The sequence below is a fragment of the Vibrio sp. D54 genome, assembly GCF_021728075.1.
In the GTDB taxonomy this organism is placed as follows: domain Bacteria; phylum Pseudomonadota; class Gammaproteobacteria; order Enterobacterales; family Vibrionaceae; genus Vibrio; species Vibrio alginolyticus.
On sequence record NZ_JAKKCS010000006.1, the window covers coordinates 111,393 to 130,746 of the forward strand.

The 19,354-nt window shown below is 43.8% G+C and carries 18 protein-coding genes; 9 read left to right on the forward strand and 9 right to left on the reverse strand.

The window, feature by feature from the left end:
* Positions 1 to 91 precede the first annotated feature (91 nt).
* Positions 92 to 715 carry a helix-turn-helix domain-containing protein gene (locus tag L3V37_RS10595; RefSeq protein ID WP_237306281.1) on the reverse strand — a complete coding sequence of 208 codons (624 nt, stop codon included), beginning with the start codon at positions 713 to 715 and terminating at the stop codon, positions 92 to 94.
* A 379-nt stretch (positions 716 to 1,094) separates the two neighbouring features.
* Between L3V37_RS10595 and L3V37_RS10600 the strand changes: the two genes are divergently transcribed.
* The 3 genes from L3V37_RS10600 to gcvP all read left to right on the forward strand — a co-directional run bounded on the left by L3V37_RS10600 (position 1,095) and on the right by gcvP (position 5,815).
* Complete coding sequence (locus L3V37_RS10600) at positions 1,095 to 2,390, forward strand: serine hydroxymethyltransferase (protein ID WP_237306282.1); 1,296 nt, start codon at positions 1,095 to 1,097, stop codon at positions 2,388 to 2,390.
* Between the two features lie 53 nt (positions 2,391 to 2,443).
* Positions 2,444 to 2,824 carry a glycine cleavage system protein GcvH gene (gene gcvH / locus L3V37_RS10605; protein ID WP_005376432.1) on the forward strand — a complete coding sequence of 127 codons (381 nt, stop codon included), beginning with the start codon at positions 2,444 to 2,446 and terminating at the stop codon, positions 2,822 to 2,824.
* Between the two features lie 126 nt (positions 2,825 to 2,950).
* Positions 2,951 to 5,815 carry an aminomethyl-transferring glycine dehydrogenase gene (gcvP, locus tag L3V37_RS10610; RefSeq protein ID WP_053349136.1) on the forward strand — a complete coding sequence of 955 codons (2,865 nt, stop codon included), beginning with the start codon at positions 2,951 to 2,953 and terminating at the stop codon, positions 5,813 to 5,815.
* Between the two features lie 239 nt (positions 5,816 to 6,054).
* Here the strand turns inward: gcvP and L3V37_RS10615 are convergent, their stop codons facing one another.
* From L3V37_RS10615 to L3V37_RS10625, 3 genes are all read right to left on the reverse strand, one after another.
* A complete protein-coding gene (locus tag L3V37_RS10615) occupies positions 6,055 to 6,456 on the reverse strand; it encodes a VOC family protein (protein WP_005388788.1) in 402 nt (133 codons plus the stop codon).
* A 250-nt stretch (positions 6,457 to 6,706) separates the two neighbouring features.
* Complete coding sequence (locus tag L3V37_RS10620; RefSeq protein WP_213960945.1) at positions 6,707 to 7,534, reverse strand: MBL fold metallo-hydrolase; 828 nt, start codon at positions 7,532 to 7,534, stop codon at positions 6,707 to 6,709.
* Between the two features lie 266 nt (positions 7,535 to 7,800).
* Entirely contained in the window at positions 7,801 to 8,706 is a 906-nt protein-coding gene (locus tag L3V37_RS10625) for a LysR family transcriptional regulator (protein WP_237306283.1), read from the reverse strand.
* A gap of 93 nt (positions 8,707 to 8,799) precedes the next feature.
* Here L3V37_RS10625 and L3V37_RS10630 point away from each other — a divergent pair, with 93 nt between their 5' ends.
* From L3V37_RS10630 to L3V37_RS10640, 3 genes are all read left to right on the forward strand, one after another.
* Positions 8,800 to 9,711, forward strand: coding sequence for a DMT family transporter (locus L3V37_RS10630; protein WP_237306284.1), 912 nt, complete (start codon positions 8,800 to 8,802; stop codon positions 9,709 to 9,711).
* A gap of 197 nt (positions 9,712 to 9,908) precedes the next feature.
* Positions 9,909 to 10,370: a carboxymuconolactone decarboxylase family protein gene (locus tag L3V37_RS10635; RefSeq protein WP_005376442.1), complete on the forward strand. Its 462-nt coding sequence runs from the start codon at positions 9,909 to 9,911 to the stop codon at positions 10,368 to 10,370.
* A gap of 104 nt (positions 10,371 to 10,474) precedes the next feature.
* Positions 10,475 to 11,215: a helix-turn-helix domain-containing protein gene (locus L3V37_RS10640; RefSeq protein WP_170960428.1), complete on the forward strand. Its 741-nt coding sequence runs from the start codon at positions 10,475 to 10,477 to the stop codon at positions 11,213 to 11,215.
* 119 nt (positions 11,216 to 11,334) lie between these two features.
* Here L3V37_RS10640 and L3V37_RS10645 read toward each other — a convergent pair whose 3' ends face one another.
* The 4 genes from L3V37_RS10645 to L3V37_RS10660 form a co-directional block, all read right to left on the reverse strand.
* The gene (locus L3V37_RS10645; RefSeq protein ID WP_237306285.1) at positions 11,335 to 11,829 is read right to left on the reverse strand and encodes a YcxB family protein; all 495 of its coding nucleotides are present in this window, start codon (positions 11,827 to 11,829) and stop codon (positions 11,335 to 11,337) included.
* A 224-nt stretch (positions 11,830 to 12,053) separates the two neighbouring features.
* Positions 12,054 to 12,314, reverse strand: coding sequence for a DUF5062 family protein (locus L3V37_RS10650; RefSeq protein WP_005376453.1), 261 nt, complete (start codon positions 12,312 to 12,314; stop codon positions 12,054 to 12,056).
* 82 nt (positions 12,315 to 12,396) lie between these two features.
* A complete protein-coding gene (locus L3V37_RS10655; RefSeq protein ID WP_237306286.1) occupies positions 12,397 to 13,473 on the reverse strand; it encodes a low specificity L-threonine aldolase in 1,077 nt (358 codons plus the stop codon).
* Between the two features lie 137 nt (positions 13,474 to 13,610).
* Positions 13,611 to 14,471 carry an immunity 49 family protein gene (locus L3V37_RS10660; protein ID WP_237306287.1) on the reverse strand — a complete coding sequence of 287 codons (861 nt, stop codon included), beginning with the start codon at positions 14,469 to 14,471 and terminating at the stop codon, positions 13,611 to 13,613.
* A 356-nt stretch (positions 14,472 to 14,827) separates the two neighbouring features.
* On the opposite strand from L3V37_RS10660, the gene L3V37_RS10665 reads away from it, so the two are divergent.
* From L3V37_RS10665 to L3V37_RS10675, 3 genes are all read left to right on the forward strand, one after another.
* Entirely contained in the window at positions 14,828 to 15,442 is a 615-nt protein-coding gene (locus tag L3V37_RS10665) for a PolC-type DNA polymerase III (RefSeq protein WP_237306288.1), read from the forward strand.
* Positions 15,443 to 15,615: 173 nt separating this feature from the next.
* Positions 15,616 to 17,376 (forward strand): ABC transporter ATP-binding protein/permease, encoded by a 1,761-nt coding sequence (locus L3V37_RS10670; protein WP_237306289.1) that lies wholly within the window; start codon positions 15,616 to 15,618, stop codon positions 17,374 to 17,376.
* A gap of 489 nt (positions 17,377 to 17,865) precedes the next feature.
* A complete protein-coding gene (locus tag L3V37_RS10675) occupies positions 17,866 to 18,258 on the forward strand; it encodes a hypothetical protein (RefSeq protein WP_005376463.1) in 393 nt (130 codons plus the stop codon).
* A 40-nt stretch (positions 18,259 to 18,298) separates the two neighbouring features.
* Here the strand turns inward: L3V37_RS10675 and L3V37_RS10680 are convergent, their stop codons facing one another.
* The gene (locus L3V37_RS10680; protein ID WP_005388760.1) at positions 18,299 to 19,303 is read right to left on the reverse strand and encodes a metal-dependent hydrolase; all 1,005 of its coding nucleotides are present in this window, start codon (positions 19,301 to 19,303) and stop codon (positions 18,299 to 18,301) included.
* Positions 19,304 to 19,354 lie beyond the last annotated feature (51 nt).

The following is a 19,354-nucleotide window of genomic DNA, read 5'->3' on the forward strand; positions in this document are numbered from 1 at the left end:
CAAGTTCTCATCAAAAAAGCGCTTTTTCATCATAACGACCACCAACAGCAATCGTTTGCTTTCACTATAGGAAATTTACAAGTATTTATCACTATTTGGCTGTCACCCACAAAATGAGCGCATCTTCTTCGCTAACACTGGTCAACATATGTCCCATATTTGCATCGTAATAAACGCTGTCTCCCTCGCTTAAAACAACAGGTTCGTAAAACTCAGAATAGAACATGACCTCACCAGATAAGATAAGCAAAAATTCTTCGCCATCATGACGAACCCAGTCTTTATATTCATCAAAACTACGAGCTCGAATTTGGCTCTTAAACGGCATCATTTTCTTATTGGAAAGTTGTGTCGCGAGCAGTTCGTGTTCATAGGTTTGTGTTGGGTGTGGTTTACCTTCATTCTTCTTGGTAACATCCCTGCGCCCTGTCGCTACCTTTTTTCTAGGTGGCTCAAAGAGTTGTGGCATGTCAATTTGTAAGCCTAGTGCCAATTTTTGCATCGCTTGAAACGTCGGGGAGATCTGCTCATTTTCTATTTTGCTCAGTGTAGATCGAGCAAGTCCGGTTCGCTGACTCGCTTCTTCTAATGTGATACCGAGTTTCGAGCGGATATCCTTAATACGCTGGCCCAGTTTTAACGGCTCGATATTTTGGTCATGTTGCTCTTTTGCCAACGTCATCGATGGGTATTCATCGTAAATATTTTCTGCCATAAATCCCTCTATAGATATCCATATTTTTTGTCTTACTCGCATTGTGCATGAAGCACATAGTGGATAGAAGTCCACCAAGTGAATTAAAGCGTGCTCTTGTTAACAAATTTTGAAATCTTGTTTCCTATAGGAAATTTTTGGTTGATTGTTCCCGTCACAGGCGCTATGTTACCAACTTGTTAGATGTAGAGATGCATATTTCCGTAAGAGATTGGTAAAGGAAACACGCAATCCAACGGAGTTTTTGCCCAAATTTAGGGCCGGATGTTCACTCTGTTCTGCTACGCAGTTCAGCTGTTTTTGAGGACAAATGAACCACAACCGCAAATCATAACTCATCTATTGCGGGTTCATTTTCAGATTTGGAAGGTCAACTACCATGAATAAGAGTTACCCTAACCACAGCTTGGAAAACTTTTTCTCTACCAACCTCTCTGCGACAGATGATGCTGTCTTTGCTGGAATTCAAGCGGAATCCGCTCGCCAAAACGAACAAATCGAACTTATCGCTTCTGAGAACATCGTGTCTAAAGCGGTAATGCAAGCTCAAGGCACGTGCCTAACAAACAAATACGCTGAAGGTTACCCAGGTCGCCGTTACTATGGTGGTTGTGAGCACGTAGATACAGTGGAAGCCATTGCTATCGAACGCGCAAAAAAACTTTTCAATTGTGAATACGCAAACGTTCAACCACACTCAGGCGCACAAGCAAACGGCGCAGTAAAGCTGGCACTGCTTCAACCTGGTGAAACCATTCTTGGTATGTCTTTAGACGCAGGTGGTCACCTGACGCACGGCGCACGCCCTGCACTTTCTGGTAAATGGTTTAATGCAGTTCAATACGGTGTTGATCGCGAAACACTAGAAATTAACTACGAAGATGTTCGTGAGCTTGCACTTGAGCACCAACCTAAAATGATCATCGCAGGTGGTAGCGCTATTCCACGTACTATCGACTTTGCAAAATTCCGTGAAATCGCAGACGAAGTAAATGCAATTCTTATGGTCGACATGGCGCACATCGCTGGTCTTATCGCAACAGGCGCACACCCTAGCCCACTGCCACACGCACACGTTGTTACGACTACAACACACAAAACATTGCGTGGCCCTCGCGGCGGTATGATTCTTACTAACCACGAAGACATCATTAAGAAAATCAACTCAGCCGTATTCCCTGGCCTACAAGGTGGCCCACTGATGCACGTTATCGCAGCCAAAGCGGTCGCATTTGGTGAAGCGCTTGGCCCTGAATTTAAAACTTATATTGATTCGGTGATCAATAACGCAAAAGTCCTAGCGGAAGTATTGCAAACTCGCGGTTGCGACATCGTAACTGGTGGCACAGACACGCACCTAATGCTGGTTGACCTTCGTCCGAAAGGGTTGAAAGGCAATAAAGCAGAAGAAGCTCTAGAGCGTGCTGGGATCACATGTAACAAAAATGGCATCCCATTCGATACAGAGAAGCCTATGATTACATCGGGCATCCGTTTAGGAACGCCTGCGGGTACAAGCCGCGGCTTTGGCGCTGAAGAATTCAAACTCATCGGTAATTGGATTGGTGACGTACTGGACGGTTTAGTGAACAACCCTGAAGGTGACGCAGAAGTTGAAAAACGCGTTCGCAAAGAAGTAAAAGAACTTTGCAGTCGCTTTCCTCTATACCAGTAAACGATTTTTTTGAAATCATAATAATTCCTGACAAGTTATTCGGAGATTAAGCAATGGACAAAACACTGAAGTTTGCAGATAGCCACGAGTGGGTACGTGACAACGGTGACGGCACAGTAACAATTGGTATTTCTGAGCATGCACAAGAAATGCTAGGTGACGTGGTATTCGTTGACCTACCAGACGTAGAAGACGAAGTTGAAGCAGGTGAAAGCTTCTCTCTCGTTGAATCTGTAAAAGCAGCGTCAGACATCTACGCACCAATCACTGGTGAAATCGTAGAAATCAATGAAGAACTAGAAGACAGCCCAGAGCTAATTAACGAAGAGCCGTACGAAGGTGGCTGGATCGTAAAAGTGAAGATGTCTGATGTATCTGAACTAGATAACCTGAAAGACGCAGACGAATACCTAAACTCTATCGAAGAAGAGTAATTAGGATGTGACGAAAGCTGTTCCCTAGCCTGTTTAGAGAACAGCTTTTTTTCTAGGTTCGGACGTATAATTTAATTTATCAGTAACGCAAATCCGTTACCCGAACCAAGGAGTAGGTAAAGGACAATGACTGAATTACTTCAAAGCCTCAGCACACAAAACGAGTTCGTTGCTCGCCACAATGGACCAAACAAATCTGACCAACAGAAAATGTTGGAAGCGATCAACGCAGTTAGCCTAGATTCGCTTATCGACGAAACCGTACCAGCACAAATTCGCCTAGAGCAACCAATGAGCTTGGCTGAAGCGAAAAGCGAAGCAGACATGCTGGCAGCCATGCGTAAGTTCGCCGATCAGAACCAAGTTAAACGTACATTCATTGGTCAGGGTTACTACAACACCTTCACGCCGAACGTGATTCTACGCAACGTGATGGAAAACCCGGGCTGGTACACTGCTTACACCCCTTACCAACCAGAGATCTCACAAGGTCGTTTAGAAGCACTTCTAAACTACCAACAAATGGTGATGGATCTTACTGGTATGGAAATCGCGAACGCGTCATTGCTTGATGAAGCAACGGCAGCAGCAGAAGCGATGACACTTTGTAAGCGTGCGGGTAAAAGCAAGAGCAACGTATTCTTCGTTGCTGACGACGTTCACCCACAAACCATCGAAGTGGTAAAAACTCGTGCGAAATTCATCGGCTTTGAAGTCTTGGTTGGTTCTTTAGAATCACTACCAGAGCAAGACGTGTTCGGCGCACTAGTTCAATACCCAAGTACAACAGGTGAAGTTCGTGACCTAACGGACATCATCGCTAAAGCGCAAGCAAACAAAACACTAGTGACTGTAGCAACGGACCTTCTTGCTTCTACCCTGCTTAAACCTGCAGGTGAAATGGGCGCAGACGTAGCAATCGGTTCAGCACAACGTTTTGGCGTGCCGATGGGTTACGGCGGTCCACACGCTGCTTTCATGGCAACTCGTGATAAGCACAAGCGTACAATGCCTGGGCGTGTTATCGGTGTTTCTATCGATACCAACGGTAACCAAGCACTGCGTATGGCAATGCAAACGCGTGAACAGCACATCCGTCGTGAAAAAGCGACTTCAAACATCTGTACTGCTCAAGCACTGCTAGCGAACATGGCGTCTTTCTACGCGGTTTACCACGGCGCAGAAGGTCTACGCACGATTGCTCGTCGTACGCACCACATGACAGCCATCCTAGCCGCTGGCCTAACTAAAGGCGGCTTCGAGCTTGCTCACAACAGCTTCTTCGACACCATCACTATCAACACAGGTGCACAAACTGAAGACCTATACGCGAAAGCACTAACCGCAGACATCAACCTACGTAAGTTGGATACTCAGCTAGGTGTGAGCTTCGACGAAACCACAACCGTGGCAGATGTAGAAGCCCTATTCGCAGTATTCGGTGTGAAAGAAGAAGTCGCAGCACTATCAACTGAAATCGCAGGCAACGAGTTTGCAGCCATTCCAGAAGCATTGCGCCGCACAACAGAATATCTAACACACCCTGTGTTTAACACGCACCACAGCGAAACACAGATGATGCGTTACCTAAAACAGCTAGAGAACAAAGACTTCTCACTCACGCACGGCATGATCCCACTGGGCAGCTGTACGATGAAGCTGAACGCAGCAGCAGAGATGATTCCAGTAACTTGGCCTGAGTTTGGTTCGATCCACCCGTTCGCACCAGCAGAACAAGCAGCTGGTTACGCTGCACTCGCAAAAGACCTTAAAGAAAAGCTATGTGAAATCACTGGCTATGACGCATTCTCACTACAACCAAACTCTGGTGCATCGGGTGAGTACGCAGGTCTTATCGCGATTCAACGTTACCACGAAAGCCGTGGCGAAGGTCACCGCAACGTATGTTTGATCCCAAGCTCTGCGCACGGTACTAACCCTGCGACAGCATCTATGGTGTCAATGAAAGTGGTTGTGGTTAAGTGTGATGAAGAAGGCAACATCGACATCGACGACCTAGCAGCGAAAATCGAGAAACACAAAGACAACCTATCAAGCATTATGATCACTTACCCTTCTACGCACGGCGTTTACGAAGAGAAAGTGAAAGAAGTGTGTGAAATGGTTCATGCCGCTGGTGGTCAGGTTTACCTAGACGGCGCTAACATGAACGCGCAGGTTGGTCTAACATCACCAGGCTTCATCGGTTCAGACGTTTCTCACCTAAACCTACACAAAACCTTCTGCATCCCGCACGGTGGTGGCGGTCCGGGTATGGGTCCTATCGGTGTGAAATCTCACCTAGCTCCTTTCTTACCAGGGCATATTGAAGACGGTGTAGAAGGCGCAGATTTCGCAGTATCAGCAGCAGATATGGGTAGCGCTTCTATCCTGCCTATCTCTTGGGCTTACATCGCAATGATGGGCGAAGCTGGCCTAACAGATGCTACAAAAGTAGCAATTCTGAACGCAAACTACGTGATGGAAACACTTCGCCAACACTACCCTGTTCTTTACCGTGGCAAAAATGGCCGCGTAGCGCACGAATGTATTATCGACATTCGTCCGCTGAAAGAAGAAACAGGTATCAGCGAAGAAGACATCGCGAAGCGTCTAATGGACTACGGTTTCCACGCACCAACTATGTCGTTCCCTGTAGCGGGCACGCTAATGGTTGAGCCAACGGAATCGGAAGATCTAGAAGAGCTGGACCGCTTCTGTGATGCGATGATCGCTATCCGCGAAGAAATGGAGAAAGTGAAAAACGGTGAATGGCCACTGGATAACAACCCACTTGTTAACGCGCCACACACACAAGTTGATCTTTCAGCTGAAGATTGGGACCGCCCTTACTCTCGCGAGATTGGCTGCTTCCCGTCTAAAGCGACCAAATCTTGGAAGTACTGGCCAACGGTAAATCGCGTGGATAACGTATACGGTGACCGTAACCTAATCTGTTCATGCCCAAGCATCGATAACTACGAAGATTAATTTTTGTAGAATCTAAATAAACAAAGGCGAACCGATTGGTTCGCCTTTGTTTTTGGTGTGCCGCCCTAACATTTGTTGATACATCGAGAAGGAATGATGGCTAGTTATTGTTTGCACAAAAGTGATTTAGAAATACAGTGACTTCTGAGAACCTTTGAATTAGCACTAATATCTCAGGCCTTAAAAGCTTGTTGGAAACTCCTCATGAACACTATGTTATGCAGGTGCTGTGTAGTTTCTCAGTTCAGTTGCAGTAAGTCCCATTTATTACCATAGAGATCTTGAAACACCACCACTGTCCCGTATTCTTCCACACGAGGCTCTTCATTAAAAACAACACCATTTTTCTTCATCAACTCGTAGTCACGCCAAAAATCATTAGTTTGCAGAAACAGGAAAACACGACCACCTGTTTGATTTCCTACTGCATGCGTTTGCTCCGGTGTACTCGCTTGAGCTAAAAGTAGGTTTGTACCATTGGAGTTTGGAGGAGAAACTTGAACCCAGCGTTTACCACCACCTAGGTTGGTATCTTCAACCAGAGTGAATTGAAGTTTTTGAGTATAGAATTCGATAGCATCGTCGTAATTTTCAACGACTAGAGCAATGTTTCCGATTTGCTGCTGAACAGTTTTGGCCATGATGATTTCCGCTGTGTCAAAACGCTAATTGTACGCTATTTTGAGACTTTTCTAGAAAGCACATAACGCCTTGCAAATGTGTAAGGCACACAATACGAATGTTTACGCACAGCGCCTTTGTCACTAGAACCTACAAATAATATAGCTACCACAAGTGTCGAATCTTGATTGAGCAACTTATTAAAGCCTTAGCTATAACTCAAGAGCAAATCTCTAACCTAATAAAGAAGGCTGCTCGTATACCACGGTATTATAGTTCTTCTAGTTTTCCCTTAGCTAAATCTTCTTGTTGCTTAAGGAACATGAAGAAGTTTGCCTCACTGATAAACGGGTTACCGCTTGTGCCGAGCTTCTTCCTATTTTCAAAAAGGAAATTTTTATGTGGATGGTTCGAAAGGTTAACGTTCACAATAGGTGCCTGTAGTGAAATTTTTCTAATTTTCTCCATGCTAGTCAGGAACTGGCCAATAACTTCTGGATCATTGCTACTTACGCTATGCCCACCAACGATAAAAGCACGATATTGTTCGCCATTATCTTCAACAGTGAAGTCTAAGGAATAATCACCTTCCGTGTGGCCAGGTGTGAGATAGAACTTAAACTCATGTCCACCAATAACCATAGAGCTATCGCTTTTTATCTCTATGTCTAAATTTGGAGGAAGGAACTTGTTCTCACCTTCGCTTTTGTTTGATTGCTGTATAGATAGTTCATGAGCGCTTTTGGTCATCACGACTTTGGAACCATACTTCTCTTGAAGTAACTGGGCGCCTCCAACGTGGTCAGAATGCCCATGAGTTACCAATATGTGCGTTATTGGCTTATCTTTTAGCCCTAGCTTCTCTAGGTTGATAGGTATCCACTCAGAGTAAGGGAAGTCAAGCGTATCAATGATAACGAGTCCGTCGTCTGTAGCAATGGCATATGATGAGACCCACTTGTCTCCTACATAATAGACATTATCAAACATTTGAAATGGTTCTACATAACCGTTCTTATCATTCATTGCTGGAACATATTGACTTAAGGAAGCAAAAGACGAAGCACTTAAAAGTAAACCTACAATAATTTTTTTCACGAAATCACACACAAATATATCCTTAATAATTTCTTATAGAACCTCGCGGATGAGAAAGCTCTAAACGATTTTCAGAGGCAAATACAACTGCAAATACTTTCTACTTAGCTTGAGTTTTAGCTGACCGAATCACTGGTAAACTCGAATCCCATTAACTGCCTATGTATTCATGATTCTTTTAGAGGTTAAATAAATGAACTCAATTGAAGCAGAGTCATGAAGCTTCAATTGAGGTTACCGGCACAGCACAATGTGATAAACCTCTTTCAAGCAAACATTTGAATGCGATTTTTCCAATTTAAGACATGTTCAATAAATGCATCAACTCTTGCAGGCCTTTTATCGCGGTCTCGATACATAATGAATACTTCTTTACCCGAGCATTGCCATTCTGGCAACAAAGGCAGCAGGTTATGTTGATCATGATTTAGCTCATGAAAGTAATAGGTTGGAATCCACGCAATTCCTAAACCATGGATGACAGCGTCTCTAACTAGTAGTACATCATTTGAAGTGAATTGAAACTTTAGCGGATGATCAAATGTTTCATTGGTGATTTGATTAACTAATTTCCATTGGCTGTCGTTGTTTACCGTAATTAGGCGATGATGCACAAGTTGTTCAGGATGGGTAATCGGTTGGTGTTGTTCTAAATAGCTTCGTGATGCACAAAGCGCAAATGGAATCGACCATAATTTCTGAGCAATCCAGTCTTGTTCAATAAGATCACCAAGACGAAAACTAACATCGACACGGTTAGATACAAGATTGATTTTTTCATTCTGTACATCTAAATCGATACATATCTTCGGATGTTGCTCTGCAAATTCATAAACGCACCGCTTTAACCACGTCTGTGTCATGTTAATTGGCGCTGATATTTTGATCGTTCCGCTTAAAGACTGACGCTCAGTCGCAATTCTCGATGTCACATTATTTAAGCTAAGAAGTAACGGCTCACAGAGTTGATAATATTTTTCGCCATCAGTTGTTAACGCAAAGTGGTGTGCACTGCGGTTAAATAGTCTGCAATTTAAGTTTATTTCCAGCCTTTTTAACTTCCGGCTTAGCGTGGCTAACGGGACATTAAGACGCTCAGATGCTTGTGTTAGGCTTTGATAGCGAGCAACAGAAACGAATAACAAAAGGTCATCCAAAGAGTGACGTTCCATATTTGGGATTAACCCTCTTAAATTTGGCTATTAAAAATCAAATATGAAATATATAGCATTATCGCGTCAAGTTAATTTTTATCAGGAAGATCTATGTCTAAGCATTTATCAATTTGGTGCGGTGTTGTTGTCGCTATCTTTTTTTGGTCTAGTAACTTTAACGTAATAAAGGCTATTAATAGCGATGTCTCTCCTTTGGATTCAGCGACGTTACGATTTTCCGTTGCAGCTTTAATACTCTTACTGATAAGAGGTACTAAACGCTCTCCATATGGAGCCAAACTCACACGAAAACGTATGTTGTCGTTGTTTGTTATAGCAACCGTGGGTGTAACTATCCAAAACTTCTCTATTTTCTCTGCAATGAGATTTACTACCCCAGTTAACGCAGCGGTTGTTCAGGCAAACCTACCACTTGTCACTATCTTGTTGTCGGGCTTTATTCTCAAGACTTCCATTTCGGTTAAAACTCTTTTAGGTGCACTAATCAGTTTTTGTGGAGTGGTAATCGTCATTACAGGGGGAAATATTCATTCTATTAGCAGCAATAGTAATATTGGTGGTCTATACATGTTATTTGCTTTAATTAGTGGGTGTTTATACACAATTCTAGCGAAGCGTTTAACATCTCATATCCCAGTAACTCAGCAGTTACGTTGGGTGTTAAGTATTGGTGCCATTCAAATGGTCGCTATAGCGATTTACCACGGCGACTGCAGCCGTAGCTTAAACGCCATAACATTTAAAGACCTATCACTAATAGCGTACATGAGCCTGTTTGGAACTTTGATTGCTTATTACTTTTGGATGAAAGGCGCTATCGTTCTTGGTCCAGATAAAATGTCTCCATTATTTAATATTATGCCGGTATTCACTCTACTGATTTCGTTCATTTCTGGTGATCAGGCTCAATGGGAAAATGTTTTAGGCGTCTTTATCGTTGCGGCTGGTGTGTATATAGGTAACTCAGCACCTTTTGCTCGTTTACGGAAGGTGGTGGAGTAAAAATAGACGCCAACCTTAAGTCGCATTATTTAGAGCAATACTTTGTTAATTGGCATAAGTTTTCTTGGTTTCCAATAGGTACATTTTTTCGCTTTCGTCGTTCACTCTTTTATCTAACTTTATTGAGTGCATGTCGAAAATCTTCAATCTTTTGCTAAGAGCGTTTTTTACTATGTAAAAAACAAAGGAGAATGACCATGAAGAAACGACTCAACTATATTGAAGTAGCGCCAAAGGCAATAGAAATCCTATACGCTCAGGAAGCTTACTTCCATGAACAATTTAGCCAATCAGAAACCATGAACATGATCATATGGGAACTGGTTAAGTTACGCATATCGCAAATCAATCAATGTGCATTTTGTATCGACATGCATAGTAAAGATGCGCTTAAGTTAGGTGAAAAGCCGGAACGCATATGGGGGCTTAGTGCATGGAAAGATATGCCATTCTACAGCGATGCAGAACACGTTGCACTAGGCTGGGCTGAACTACTAACTGCTGGCCTACCAGTAGATGATGATACCTATCAGCTGACCTTGAATACCTTTGGAGAAGAAGCTATGGTCAACCTAACAATTGCGATCAACGCGATCAATAGTTGGAACCGAATAGTTAAGGCATTTAAGCCAAAGGTTGGAGTCTATAAACCTCGATAATTCTATTTGACGGTTCTTACTTGTAAGCCGCTGCTTATACCTCAACTTAATAGGATGAAAAGTACATGTGTATCACTTTCTCATTTAAGTTGAGGTTAAATAGGATGATTCATTTGAACTTAGAATTTGATATTTTAAAACCTCAAAAGGCTTTAGCTGGCTATGTTCAAGCCATTTGGTCAGCATCCGTCAAACCTGATACGACGCAAACCGTACGTAAACAATTACTCAGTGATGCTGGTACAGGTGTGGTATTCATTTTACAGAATGAAGTACAAATGGATGGTGAGTGGCAAACGCCAGGGGTTGTCCTACTGCCTATAAGCATTCTGGCACATCAGGTCTGCCTACCGCCAGGCGCGGTGATGACTGGCGTACGCTTTCATCCTGCTGTTGGTTATCAACTATTTGGTAAACGTCTAGAACAGCTATTGCGGATTCAAGACGACCACCCTTTGGCTTCTTCTGCGCTAGCAACATTTGAGTCTCTGCAAACAGCGCGTTCGCCATATGCAAGGATTTCTACGTTATATCGCTGGGTTCAAACACTGATTGAGGAATATGAACCGCAGTATGTCGGCCACATTATTGACCAACCTACAGGGACCATCAGTCAGCGCCAGAGAGAGCGCAATTTTCAGAAATGGTTGGGGATTACTCCTAAACATTACCAACGCATTAAACGAGTGAAGCACACTTTAGAGCAACTCCGAGCGCAACCCGATCTTACTTTATCGGAGTTGGCGCTGGAGCAAGGTTTTTCCGATCAAGCACACATGACTAGAGAGTGTAAGCAGATTGCGCGCATGACACCGAAGCAGTATGTCCGAAAGAGAAACCTCTAAACCTTATTAGCTTTCTACATCAAACCCCATTGATTCAGAATCGACCATATACTTGTTACAATGTTCGATCATATATCACCTACTTTTTCGATCGCTCATTCCAGCTTGATGTGAGTTGGTTAGCTCGCTTTTGATGCCGCGTGCCGCTCTACCATAAACGCGATCACTTCTTCGTTTAAGCAAGATTTGCTGATGTATTGGCGTTGTTTACCAAGGTGAAGGATAAAGCCCAAATCAGTTTGTTCGAGTTGGTCGATATCATTCCAAGCGAGGCTGCGGTCAACTTTACCGCTTTTGTAGCGCACGCCATCTGCATTCACTTCAAACACCACTTTACTGCCGCGACTTGAGCTGATGGTTTGACGCCACAGCCACCAAGTTCTTTTGAAGTAAACGCTGCACGCTTCAATCACACTCAATACGATAAAGAACCAACCGACGTAACCGTTAGGTAGCAGTTCAAACTCCAATAAAACCACACCAAAGATAAGAAACAGCATCCCTTTTAGGTACGCTTGTGGGAACTTCGTTGGCTGGCTAGTTTGATCATAACACTCAGCAAAGAAAGGTTTGTCGAGTATGTATTCTGTAATGAATTCGAAATCTTTAGACATGTATGGTTACTTCAAGGCTTCTGTAAATGAGTATTCTTGGTTGCACTCTCGCAACGCATGCATTGTAGCGCTTCTCGGGATTTATCTTTAGTCATTTTGATTCTGTTTTGTAAATCAATGATACCGCCACGCCAAAAGACCTCGGTGCACTTGCCAAGAGCAAACAAGGCGAACCATTTGGCTCGCCTTGCTAATTAATAACCTGTGTGACTTGTTGAGGTTTTCTACTTTAGAGGGTCGTTGTCTGGCAATGCACTGTGTATCCAGACTGCCAGTCGGTGTTTGATGCTTGCGCCGTCTAGCTTGCTTTCCGGTAGTGGCGTGATCTGTTTGGCATCGACCAAGAATAGGTAAATCGCTTTTACTCTTAGAGGTTGTGGTGACTGAGGAAGGTCAAAACCTTGTAGCTTCGCCATCTTCCCACCAATCTCTAGTGCCTTCTTAACCAGTTTGTCTTCATTGTGAAGCTTGGAGCTTTTTGACATTGATAAATCCTCTTCTTCGCTTCAATTAAGAATACATGAAGTGTCACGTATGGCGTGTTAGTAAGCTCGCATATTGATAAGTTTATGCGTTATTACCGAGTAACTGATTGAAAAATGACCTTAATTCGTAATCATCAAGGTTGATCAGGTAGTCGCCAACATACCATTCAACAATGGATTGATTTGGATGTGCCGTGACTTGCGGGTTACCAAACCAAATGCCCTTTTCCGTGGCAAACGTGTGTTGGAGTTCTTTCAACTCTTCACAGCTAAATGGCAGGATAAGATGCAACATGTTTGCTTGAGCCTGAGTAGGTCTTACCGCCAAAGATGGGAACTCTTCAATGATCTTGTAGATCTGCTTTGTTCGTTCAAATAGAGCTGGCATTTTTGCCAACCTTTCATCAAACTGCATTGCCGCAGACACCACATAAGGTGTTCTGTGATACAAGTTGCCACCTTGGCGCTTCATCCACATTGAAGCCAGTTCAATGAACGACTTTGAGCCAAGCAGCATAGAGCCGCCCATACCGTTGATGCCTTTGTAGAGTGAAACATAGGTCGTATCAAAACCAGCGGCGATCTCGCGGTATTCTTTCTGATAGTAAGCTGCGGTTTCCCAAAGTCTTGCGCCATCCATGTGGAGATGAATGTCATTTTCGGCGCAGTACGCTTTGATTTCTTCCAGTTCTGACCATGAAGGTAGCTGACCACCAATTTCTCTCATCGGGAGTTCATAAAGAACGGCTGCGATTTCATCCGGCCACGCAGTGAGATCCTCAAGCTTCCATGTTTGATAAGGGTTCCCTACTGGCAAAATACTAAAACGATGTTGAAGCTGGTAGCCTTGTTTTTCATGCACAGGAATATGGCTAGATGCGTGCATAGCGACAATAGGATTACGCTTTTGTCTTGTGACAATTTCGAGCACTGTTGGCTGCGTCATCGTCCCTGTTACAACAAAAAGCCCTGCCTCGTAACCCAGCAGATCGGCAACCTTTTTCTCGAAGGCCTGAACCGTTTCGCCCTCGCCGTAGACATCGTGATTGACGTTGTTTTCTTCGCACCACTTTGCCATTTTCACAAAGTGTTCGGCTGGAGAATCTTCTTTATTACCAGGGAGATGGGTATGACAAAGCTGTTTTAGGTGGGCACTCATTGTTCTGTCCTTTGAATCAAAGTTTCAACAATGTAACTTGTTAAAACGGAGGCGTAAACTGCATTTTCGCGATGCATTTTCTGCTTATGCTTCCATGCTGAACCTCCGATTGGACATAGATTTAACTTAAGAGTGATTTACGCAGAACGAAGATCATGCTCACCGTAAACAAGCCATTTCGGTAAATATGCGGCTTCTGGAATCGTCCAGCCATACTTATCGTATGCTAATGCAGCAAGACCAGTCAGTTTCAGAGAAACATTTCCTTTTGGCGAATAGCGAACATCTTCATTCATGTAGAACTGGTAATGCGCCTCTAACGCATCCCTCAGTGCCTCTTGATAATGTGCCTCATCGCCATCGATAATGGCAACAAACACATTCACAAATGGAATAAACAAAGAGTGTACATATGGCACTCTGGTTGATTCTAAGTATTGCGGGGAGGATTTCTCCATCACAGTTTGCAATAACTCTGGTAACGCTGATGAATTGCTAAATACACCGTTAACGAACTCGACTAGCGCAACATCGAATGGATCTTTTAAACGCACTAACGACTCATCCATGATGGTCATCAGCTCTACGCAGCGCCAATCTCTCGCGGCCATCGCTAAACAGATTTCATCCAACCAAGCATCCATCGTTCCCCCTGCAATAGAACGGTTACCTACTTCCGAAAAATGTCGTTGCCCAACGGAGAATTCAACCACTTTGTCTGAATGATTGGCCAGCAAGTACACGTTATTCAGTAACTCAAGCGCTCTTTTTATATAAGCTGGTGAGGCCTGATGTTGTCCGTATTTTGAAGCTGTGAAGAATGAATCAAGCGAATACCAAGCGTCGCCTTTCATTCTTTTGAGAGGTTGCTGATAAAAAGATTGTTTTTCATCAAGCATTTTTTCCCAAAAACTGTAGAAACGTTCGTCTTCTTCACGAAAAATACGCAATTTTCTTTCTTCAGGTATCTCTAAATAGTGATTTTCCATTGGTTCCATCGTTACCTAGCCTCGCTTTATAAGTTGTTCTAATTTTTTGGCGTGATGATATTCATCCTCAAAATCAAGCCGTGAATGATGCCGAAGTTGATTTATAAAATCAATTTATAATCAGTATGTTGTATCGAAAGTTAATGCTTAATTGAAATGAATCGAAAAGCCGAAAAACATTTGAAATATAAGGCTACTGCACAAGCCGCGATGGGTAAGCCAGAACGTACCTGTCCATAAACAGTGGACGACGAACACTGACTTTGTGGAGTAAAGATAGACAGATATTCACCATTGTGTTCGCCTTTCTTTTTCTGTCGCTTTCGATAATACTCTTGCGCAATATTACTCAGCTGGAAAATTTTATGCCTCAAGCAAACTCTGTGGTCGTACTCGACTTTGAAACCACAGGTCTCTCTCCTACTTTAGGTGATCGCGCAATAGAAATTGGTGCAGTAAAGTTAGTCAATGGCGAGGTTGTCGATAGTTTTCAGCAACTCATGAATCCCGGTTTCAGAGTGAGTTCTTTCATTGAGAACTACACCGGCATTACCAACAATATGTTGCGATCGGCACCAAGCTGCGAAGAGGTAATGGCGTCATTTAGTGAGTTCATTGCAGGCGAAAACCTTATCGCTCACAACGCGTCCTTCGATAAACGATTTTTAGATGCGGAGCTTGAACGAATCAACTGTGGTTATTCGGGTGAGTTTGCTTGCTCCTTACTGGTAGCAAGACGGCTCATTCAAGAAGCCCCATCACATAAGCTAGGTGAACTTGTTCGCTATAAAAATATCGACAACGACGGTGTTTTCCACCGAGCACTAGCCGATGCGCAAATGACAGCCAAGCTTTGGCTCTTAATGGTCGAAGGGATAGAAAACTCAGGCGTCGAAAAACCAAGTTTTCAGTTGATGCAAACGGTCAGTAAAACAGCCAAAGGAAAAGTCGACCGGCTACTCGCCAAAAGCCGTGCGTAACACCCTCCGAACTAAAAGCTGATTCTAGTCTCTTAGACGTTTAAGTGATTTTCGATATACATGCGATATTGGTTATCCCAGTTAATTTCCTGATCCGAAAGCGGCAGTTCGCTGGTCTCACCAACCAAACTGGCTTACTATGCCAGGTACCTAAAACGCTTTGTGAGTCACTCATGAGCAGAAAAAATAACAAAAATCTCTGCATTCTTCTTAAACTCAACACCTTTATTGCACCTTATAAATGGCGGGTTGCGGCGGCCTTGATTGCCCTTGTCGCGACAGCAAGTTTGACGTTATCCGTTGGCTATGGAGTACGCATACTTATCGACCAAGGCTTTGCTCAGCAATCATTGCAAGAGCTTACCAATGCGATTCAGTTTATTGTCGGTGTCACATTGTGTATTGCCATTGGGACTTTCTTTCGCTTTTACCTTGTCTCTTCCGTAGGTGAGCGCGTTAGTGCGGATATTCGCCTTGCGGTGTTTAACCATGTGATTACGCTGCATCCGAGCTATTTTGAGACCAACAGTAGTGGCGACATTATGTCGCGCCTGACTACCGATACCACATTGCTGCAAAGCATTATTGGTTCATCGTTCTCGATGGCGATGCGTAGCGCTCTGATGTGTTTTGGTGCCATCATTATGTTATTCGCTACCAACGTTAAGCTCACGCTGATTGTGCTTGCTTCTGTGCCTTTGGTTCTGGTTCCGATTTTGTTTTATGGACGACGCGTGCGTGCGCTCTCTCGCCAAAGTCAGGACTCAATGGCCGATGTTGGCAGCTACGCTGGAGAAGCGATAGAACATATTAAAACCGTGCAAAGTTTTAGCTCAGAGTCGCATGAACGAGCGGCTTTCGCTGTCGAGGTGGAAAAAGCTTATGAAATAGGTAGACAGAGAGTAAAGCAGCGAGCGATCCTGATATCAGGCGTTATTGTGATTGTGTTCAGCGCGATTGCAGGCATGCTTTGGGTAGGCGGCAGCGATGTGATTCACGGAAAAATGTCTGCGGGTGACCTAGCCGCATTTGTGTTTTATGCCATTATGGTTGCCTCATCGACTGCAACCATTTCCGAAGTCATGGGTGAATTGCAAAGAGCCGCAGGTGCTACCGAACGGCTGATTGAGATCCTTCAAGTAGACAGTGATATTAAAGCGCCAAGCAACCATTTGCCTGTCCGTTCCGACATGCCTGCTGAGATTAACTTTAATTCGGTGAGTTTCAACTACCCTTCTCGCCCAAATCAACCAGCAATCAAAGAATTAAATCTAACCGCTGAACAAGGAAAAGTACTGGCGTTAGTCGGCCCTTCTGGTGCAGGTAAAACAACACTATTCGAACTGCTGCAACGATTTTATGACCCACAGCAAGGGCAAGTGTTGTTTGGTGGTGAAGATATTCGACAGTTCGACCCAAACGAACTTCGACGTCAAATGGCGCTCGTACCACAACAACCAGCGCTGTTTAGCCATGATGTTTTTCATAATATTCGCTACGGTAATCCTGAAGCGACGGATGAACAAGTTATCGAAGCCGCGAAAAAAGCCCATGCCCATGAGTTTATTGAGAAGCTTCCCGAAGGCTATCACAGCTTTTTAGGCGAGCGCGGCGTTAGGCTATCGGGCGGACAAAAGCAGCGCATTGCGATTGCTCGCGCGATTCTAAAAGATCCAAAAATCTTACTGCTAGACGAAGCTACCAGCGCCCTTGATAGTGAAAGTGAACATCACGTTCAGCAAGCACTTGAAGCTCTAATGAAAGGACGCACAACGCTGATCATTGCTCATCGTCTTTCGACTATCCAACATGCGGATAAAATTGCGGTGCTCGACAATGGCGAATTAGTCGATGTTGGTAACCACCAATCATTAATGCAAAGCTGTGAGTTGTATCAGCGACTTGTGGCATTGCAATTTAAGCACTTGGAGTAACGCCTAGTTAAGCGCTCAAAAATAAGCAAAGGCGGACCAAATAATTTAATAACAGGAGTTTAACGATGTTTTTGTGTCAGTCCAGCGAGCCTTGGCGAGACTAGGAATCTAATAGCTGCGCTCTGAGTGGTTAATGAGATATTTTAGACCATGAAGAGCTAGGATAGAAGATCCCACATCATGTCCCATCGTCGCTGTACAAGGTGACGAAATACAAAAGATGCCACTCGCAGTTAAACGAGCGGCATTAAACCAAGCAGCTCGCCTTTTAACAAAGGAATTCCAGTAAGAATCCAGCAACCAGCGTATTCTCCCTTCAACTAAAAACACTCGCTCACAACCACTATATAAAACCCAATCAGCTTCATTTGTAACAATTCAGGTTTCAAAAATAGGAAATCATTACTGAAAAAGTTTACCGCGTTTTGTGTTGCTATCTATGGTTACAATATTTGAGACATCAATGCCTTTAAACCAAGCAACACCGATATGAACAGCGAAGCGAAACAACTATTTTCTTATCTATGTCAGCGATACGATGCGCTTTCTCAAGAGCTTGAGTCTCGCCCTTTTCCTGAATTTTCTGAGACTATTACTCATCCTCTTGGGCACTGTTTAGTCCGTTGCCCAGCAGGTAGCCAACGCTTTTCTATTGTAGCAGTCAACTTTGCACCCTCCGTTCGCGGGCAAGGCGTGCTTACTGCATTTATCGACTACATCAAAAGCAATCCTTACCACTACCAAGGTGTTGAGGTTGCAATCATTGAAAACAAGAACTTAGCTAAACGGCTTTTGTCTCTTGGCTGGAAGTACAAGTCCCTGTTTGGCAAGATTTTCTTCGCTAGCAAGCCGACCCTAGTAAAGGACTTTCAGTCTGCGTAATAGTTATTACGAAACCGCATCGACATCCAAAGTAAAACCATCACTCAAAATCCGTAAGCATGTTGAAAAAAACTTGGCGATCTTCTGCAGTACTTCCTCGATGAGCAGTGTATTCAACGTGCGCGTCTGCGCTGGCTTTTGGGGATAGATTGATGCCCCATAACGCATTAATTTGGTTTGGTACGATGGAATAACGCATATCAACAATTCGCATTTCATTATTCGGATCCGTCGCTACAAAACCGTTTGAAAACCAACGGAAACGTTCGATGTCTCTTGCTTGTTGCGATTGCGGGTTTAGCCACGGAAATTGCTCTTTTATATTTAACTTTGGAGTTGATTCGCCAGGGTAAATTTTTATTGAACGCCCCACCCTTACGGCATCTACATAGTAGCTCTCTTCCGTTTCATAAATTAGTTTCCAAACCAAAAGATTGCTGAAACTTGGTTTGGCTTTTAATTGTATAGCGTTGTGTTGTCGCTCTTTGACGATTTCCCAACCAGCTACTTCTGCTCTATCTCGTTGTATCGTTCCAAGACTTAGGTAAGCCAGGCACCATAAAAATGCAATGCGGGCATAGTTTGGGCTTCGCTTCAGTGCAACAAACAAAAGCAATATTAAAATAGGGAGTGTGAACGCGGGGTCGATTACCGAAATAGTGTTCCAAGCATAACGCGTGTTGCTTATCGGCCATAGAAGCTGTGTTCCATAACTGGTGCATGCGTCTAATAACGCATGGGTACTATAACCAAGCGCGCAGTAAAACCAACTCTGCCGGAAGCTTAGTCCTCGCTTTTTTGCGAACAATGGATACAACACCAAAGCACAAATGAAACTACCAAACGGGATAAACAAGAGCGAGTGAGTAAATTGGCGATGGTATTCCAAATACAGCAAAGGATCAGTTGAAGAACGGATGAGCACATCTAAATCCGGAGCCATCCCAGAGACCACGCCCAACACGCCAACAACTGCAAGGTTTCGCTTGTTGCTCACGGCCAGTGGCAAAGCTGCACCCAATAAACCTTGCGTTAACGGATCCATCGTTCACTTCCTTTAGATAGATGAAGCTCAGCTGGAAAGCGTACACGCTCA

What these genes read in the sequence shown, in the direction of transcription:
- L3V37_RS10650 (WP_005376453.1), bottom strand. Translation starts at nt 12,314, where the DNA reads ATGTCAAAAAGCTCCAAGCTTCACAATGAAGACAAACTGGTTAAGAAG.
- L3V37_RS10630 (WP_237306284.1), top strand. Translation starts at nt 8,800, where the DNA reads ATGTCTAAGCATTTATCAATTTGGTGCGGTGTTGTTGTCGCTATCTTT.
- L3V37_RS10660 (WP_237306287.1), bottom strand. Translation starts at nt 14,471, where the DNA reads ATGGAACCAATGGAAAATCACTATTTAGAGATACCTGAAGAAAGAAAA.
- L3V37_RS10665 (WP_237306288.1), top strand. Translation starts at nt 14,828, where the DNA reads ATGCCTCAAGCAAACTCTGTGGTCGTACTCGACTTTGAAACCACAGGT.
- L3V37_RS10595 (WP_237306281.1), bottom strand. Translation starts at nt 715, where the DNA reads ATGGCAGAAAATATTTACGATGAATACCCATCGATGACGTTGGCAAAA.
- L3V37_RS10645 (WP_237306285.1), bottom strand. Translation starts at nt 11,829, where the DNA reads ATGTCTAAAGATTTCGAATTCATTACAGAATACATACTCGACAAACCT.
- L3V37_RS10635 (WP_005376442.1), top strand. Translation starts at nt 9,909, where the DNA reads ATGAAGAAACGACTCAACTATATTGAAGTAGCGCCAAAGGCAATAGAA.
- L3V37_RS10675 (WP_005376463.1), top strand. Translation starts at nt 17,866, where the DNA reads ATGAACAGCGAAGCGAAACAACTATTTTCTTATCTATGTCAGCGATAC.
- L3V37_RS10670 (WP_237306289.1), top strand. Translation starts at nt 15,616, where the DNA reads ATGAGCAGAAAAAATAACAAAAATCTCTGCATTCTTCTTAAACTCAAC.
- gcvP (WP_053349136.1), top strand. Translation starts at nt 2,951, where the DNA reads ATGACTGAATTACTTCAAAGCCTCAGCACACAAAACGAGTTCGTTGCT.
- L3V37_RS10600 (WP_237306282.1), top strand. Translation starts at nt 1,095, where the DNA reads ATGAATAAGAGTTACCCTAACCACAGCTTGGAAAACTTTTTCTCTACC.
- L3V37_RS10680 (WP_005388760.1), bottom strand. Translation starts at nt 19,303, where the DNA reads ATGGATCCGTTAACGCAAGGTTTATTGGGTGCAGCTTTGCCACTGGCC.
- L3V37_RS10615 (WP_005388788.1), bottom strand. Translation starts at nt 6,456, where the DNA reads ATGGCCAAAACTGTTCAGCAGCAAATCGGAAACATTGCTCTAGTCGTT.
- L3V37_RS10640 (WP_170960428.1), top strand. Translation starts at nt 10,475, where the DNA reads ATGATTCATTTGAACTTAGAATTTGATATTTTAAAACCTCAAAAGGCT.
- gcvH (WP_005376432.1), top strand. Translation starts at nt 2,444, where the DNA reads ATGGACAAAACACTGAAGTTTGCAGATAGCCACGAGTGGGTACGTGAC.
- L3V37_RS10625 (WP_237306283.1), bottom strand. Translation starts at nt 8,706, where the DNA reads ATGGAACGTCACTCTTTGGATGACCTTTTGTTATTCGTTTCTGTTGCT.
- L3V37_RS10655 (WP_237306286.1), bottom strand. Translation starts at nt 13,473, where the DNA reads ATGAGTGCCCACCTAAAACAGCTTTGTCATACCCATCTCCCTGGTAAT.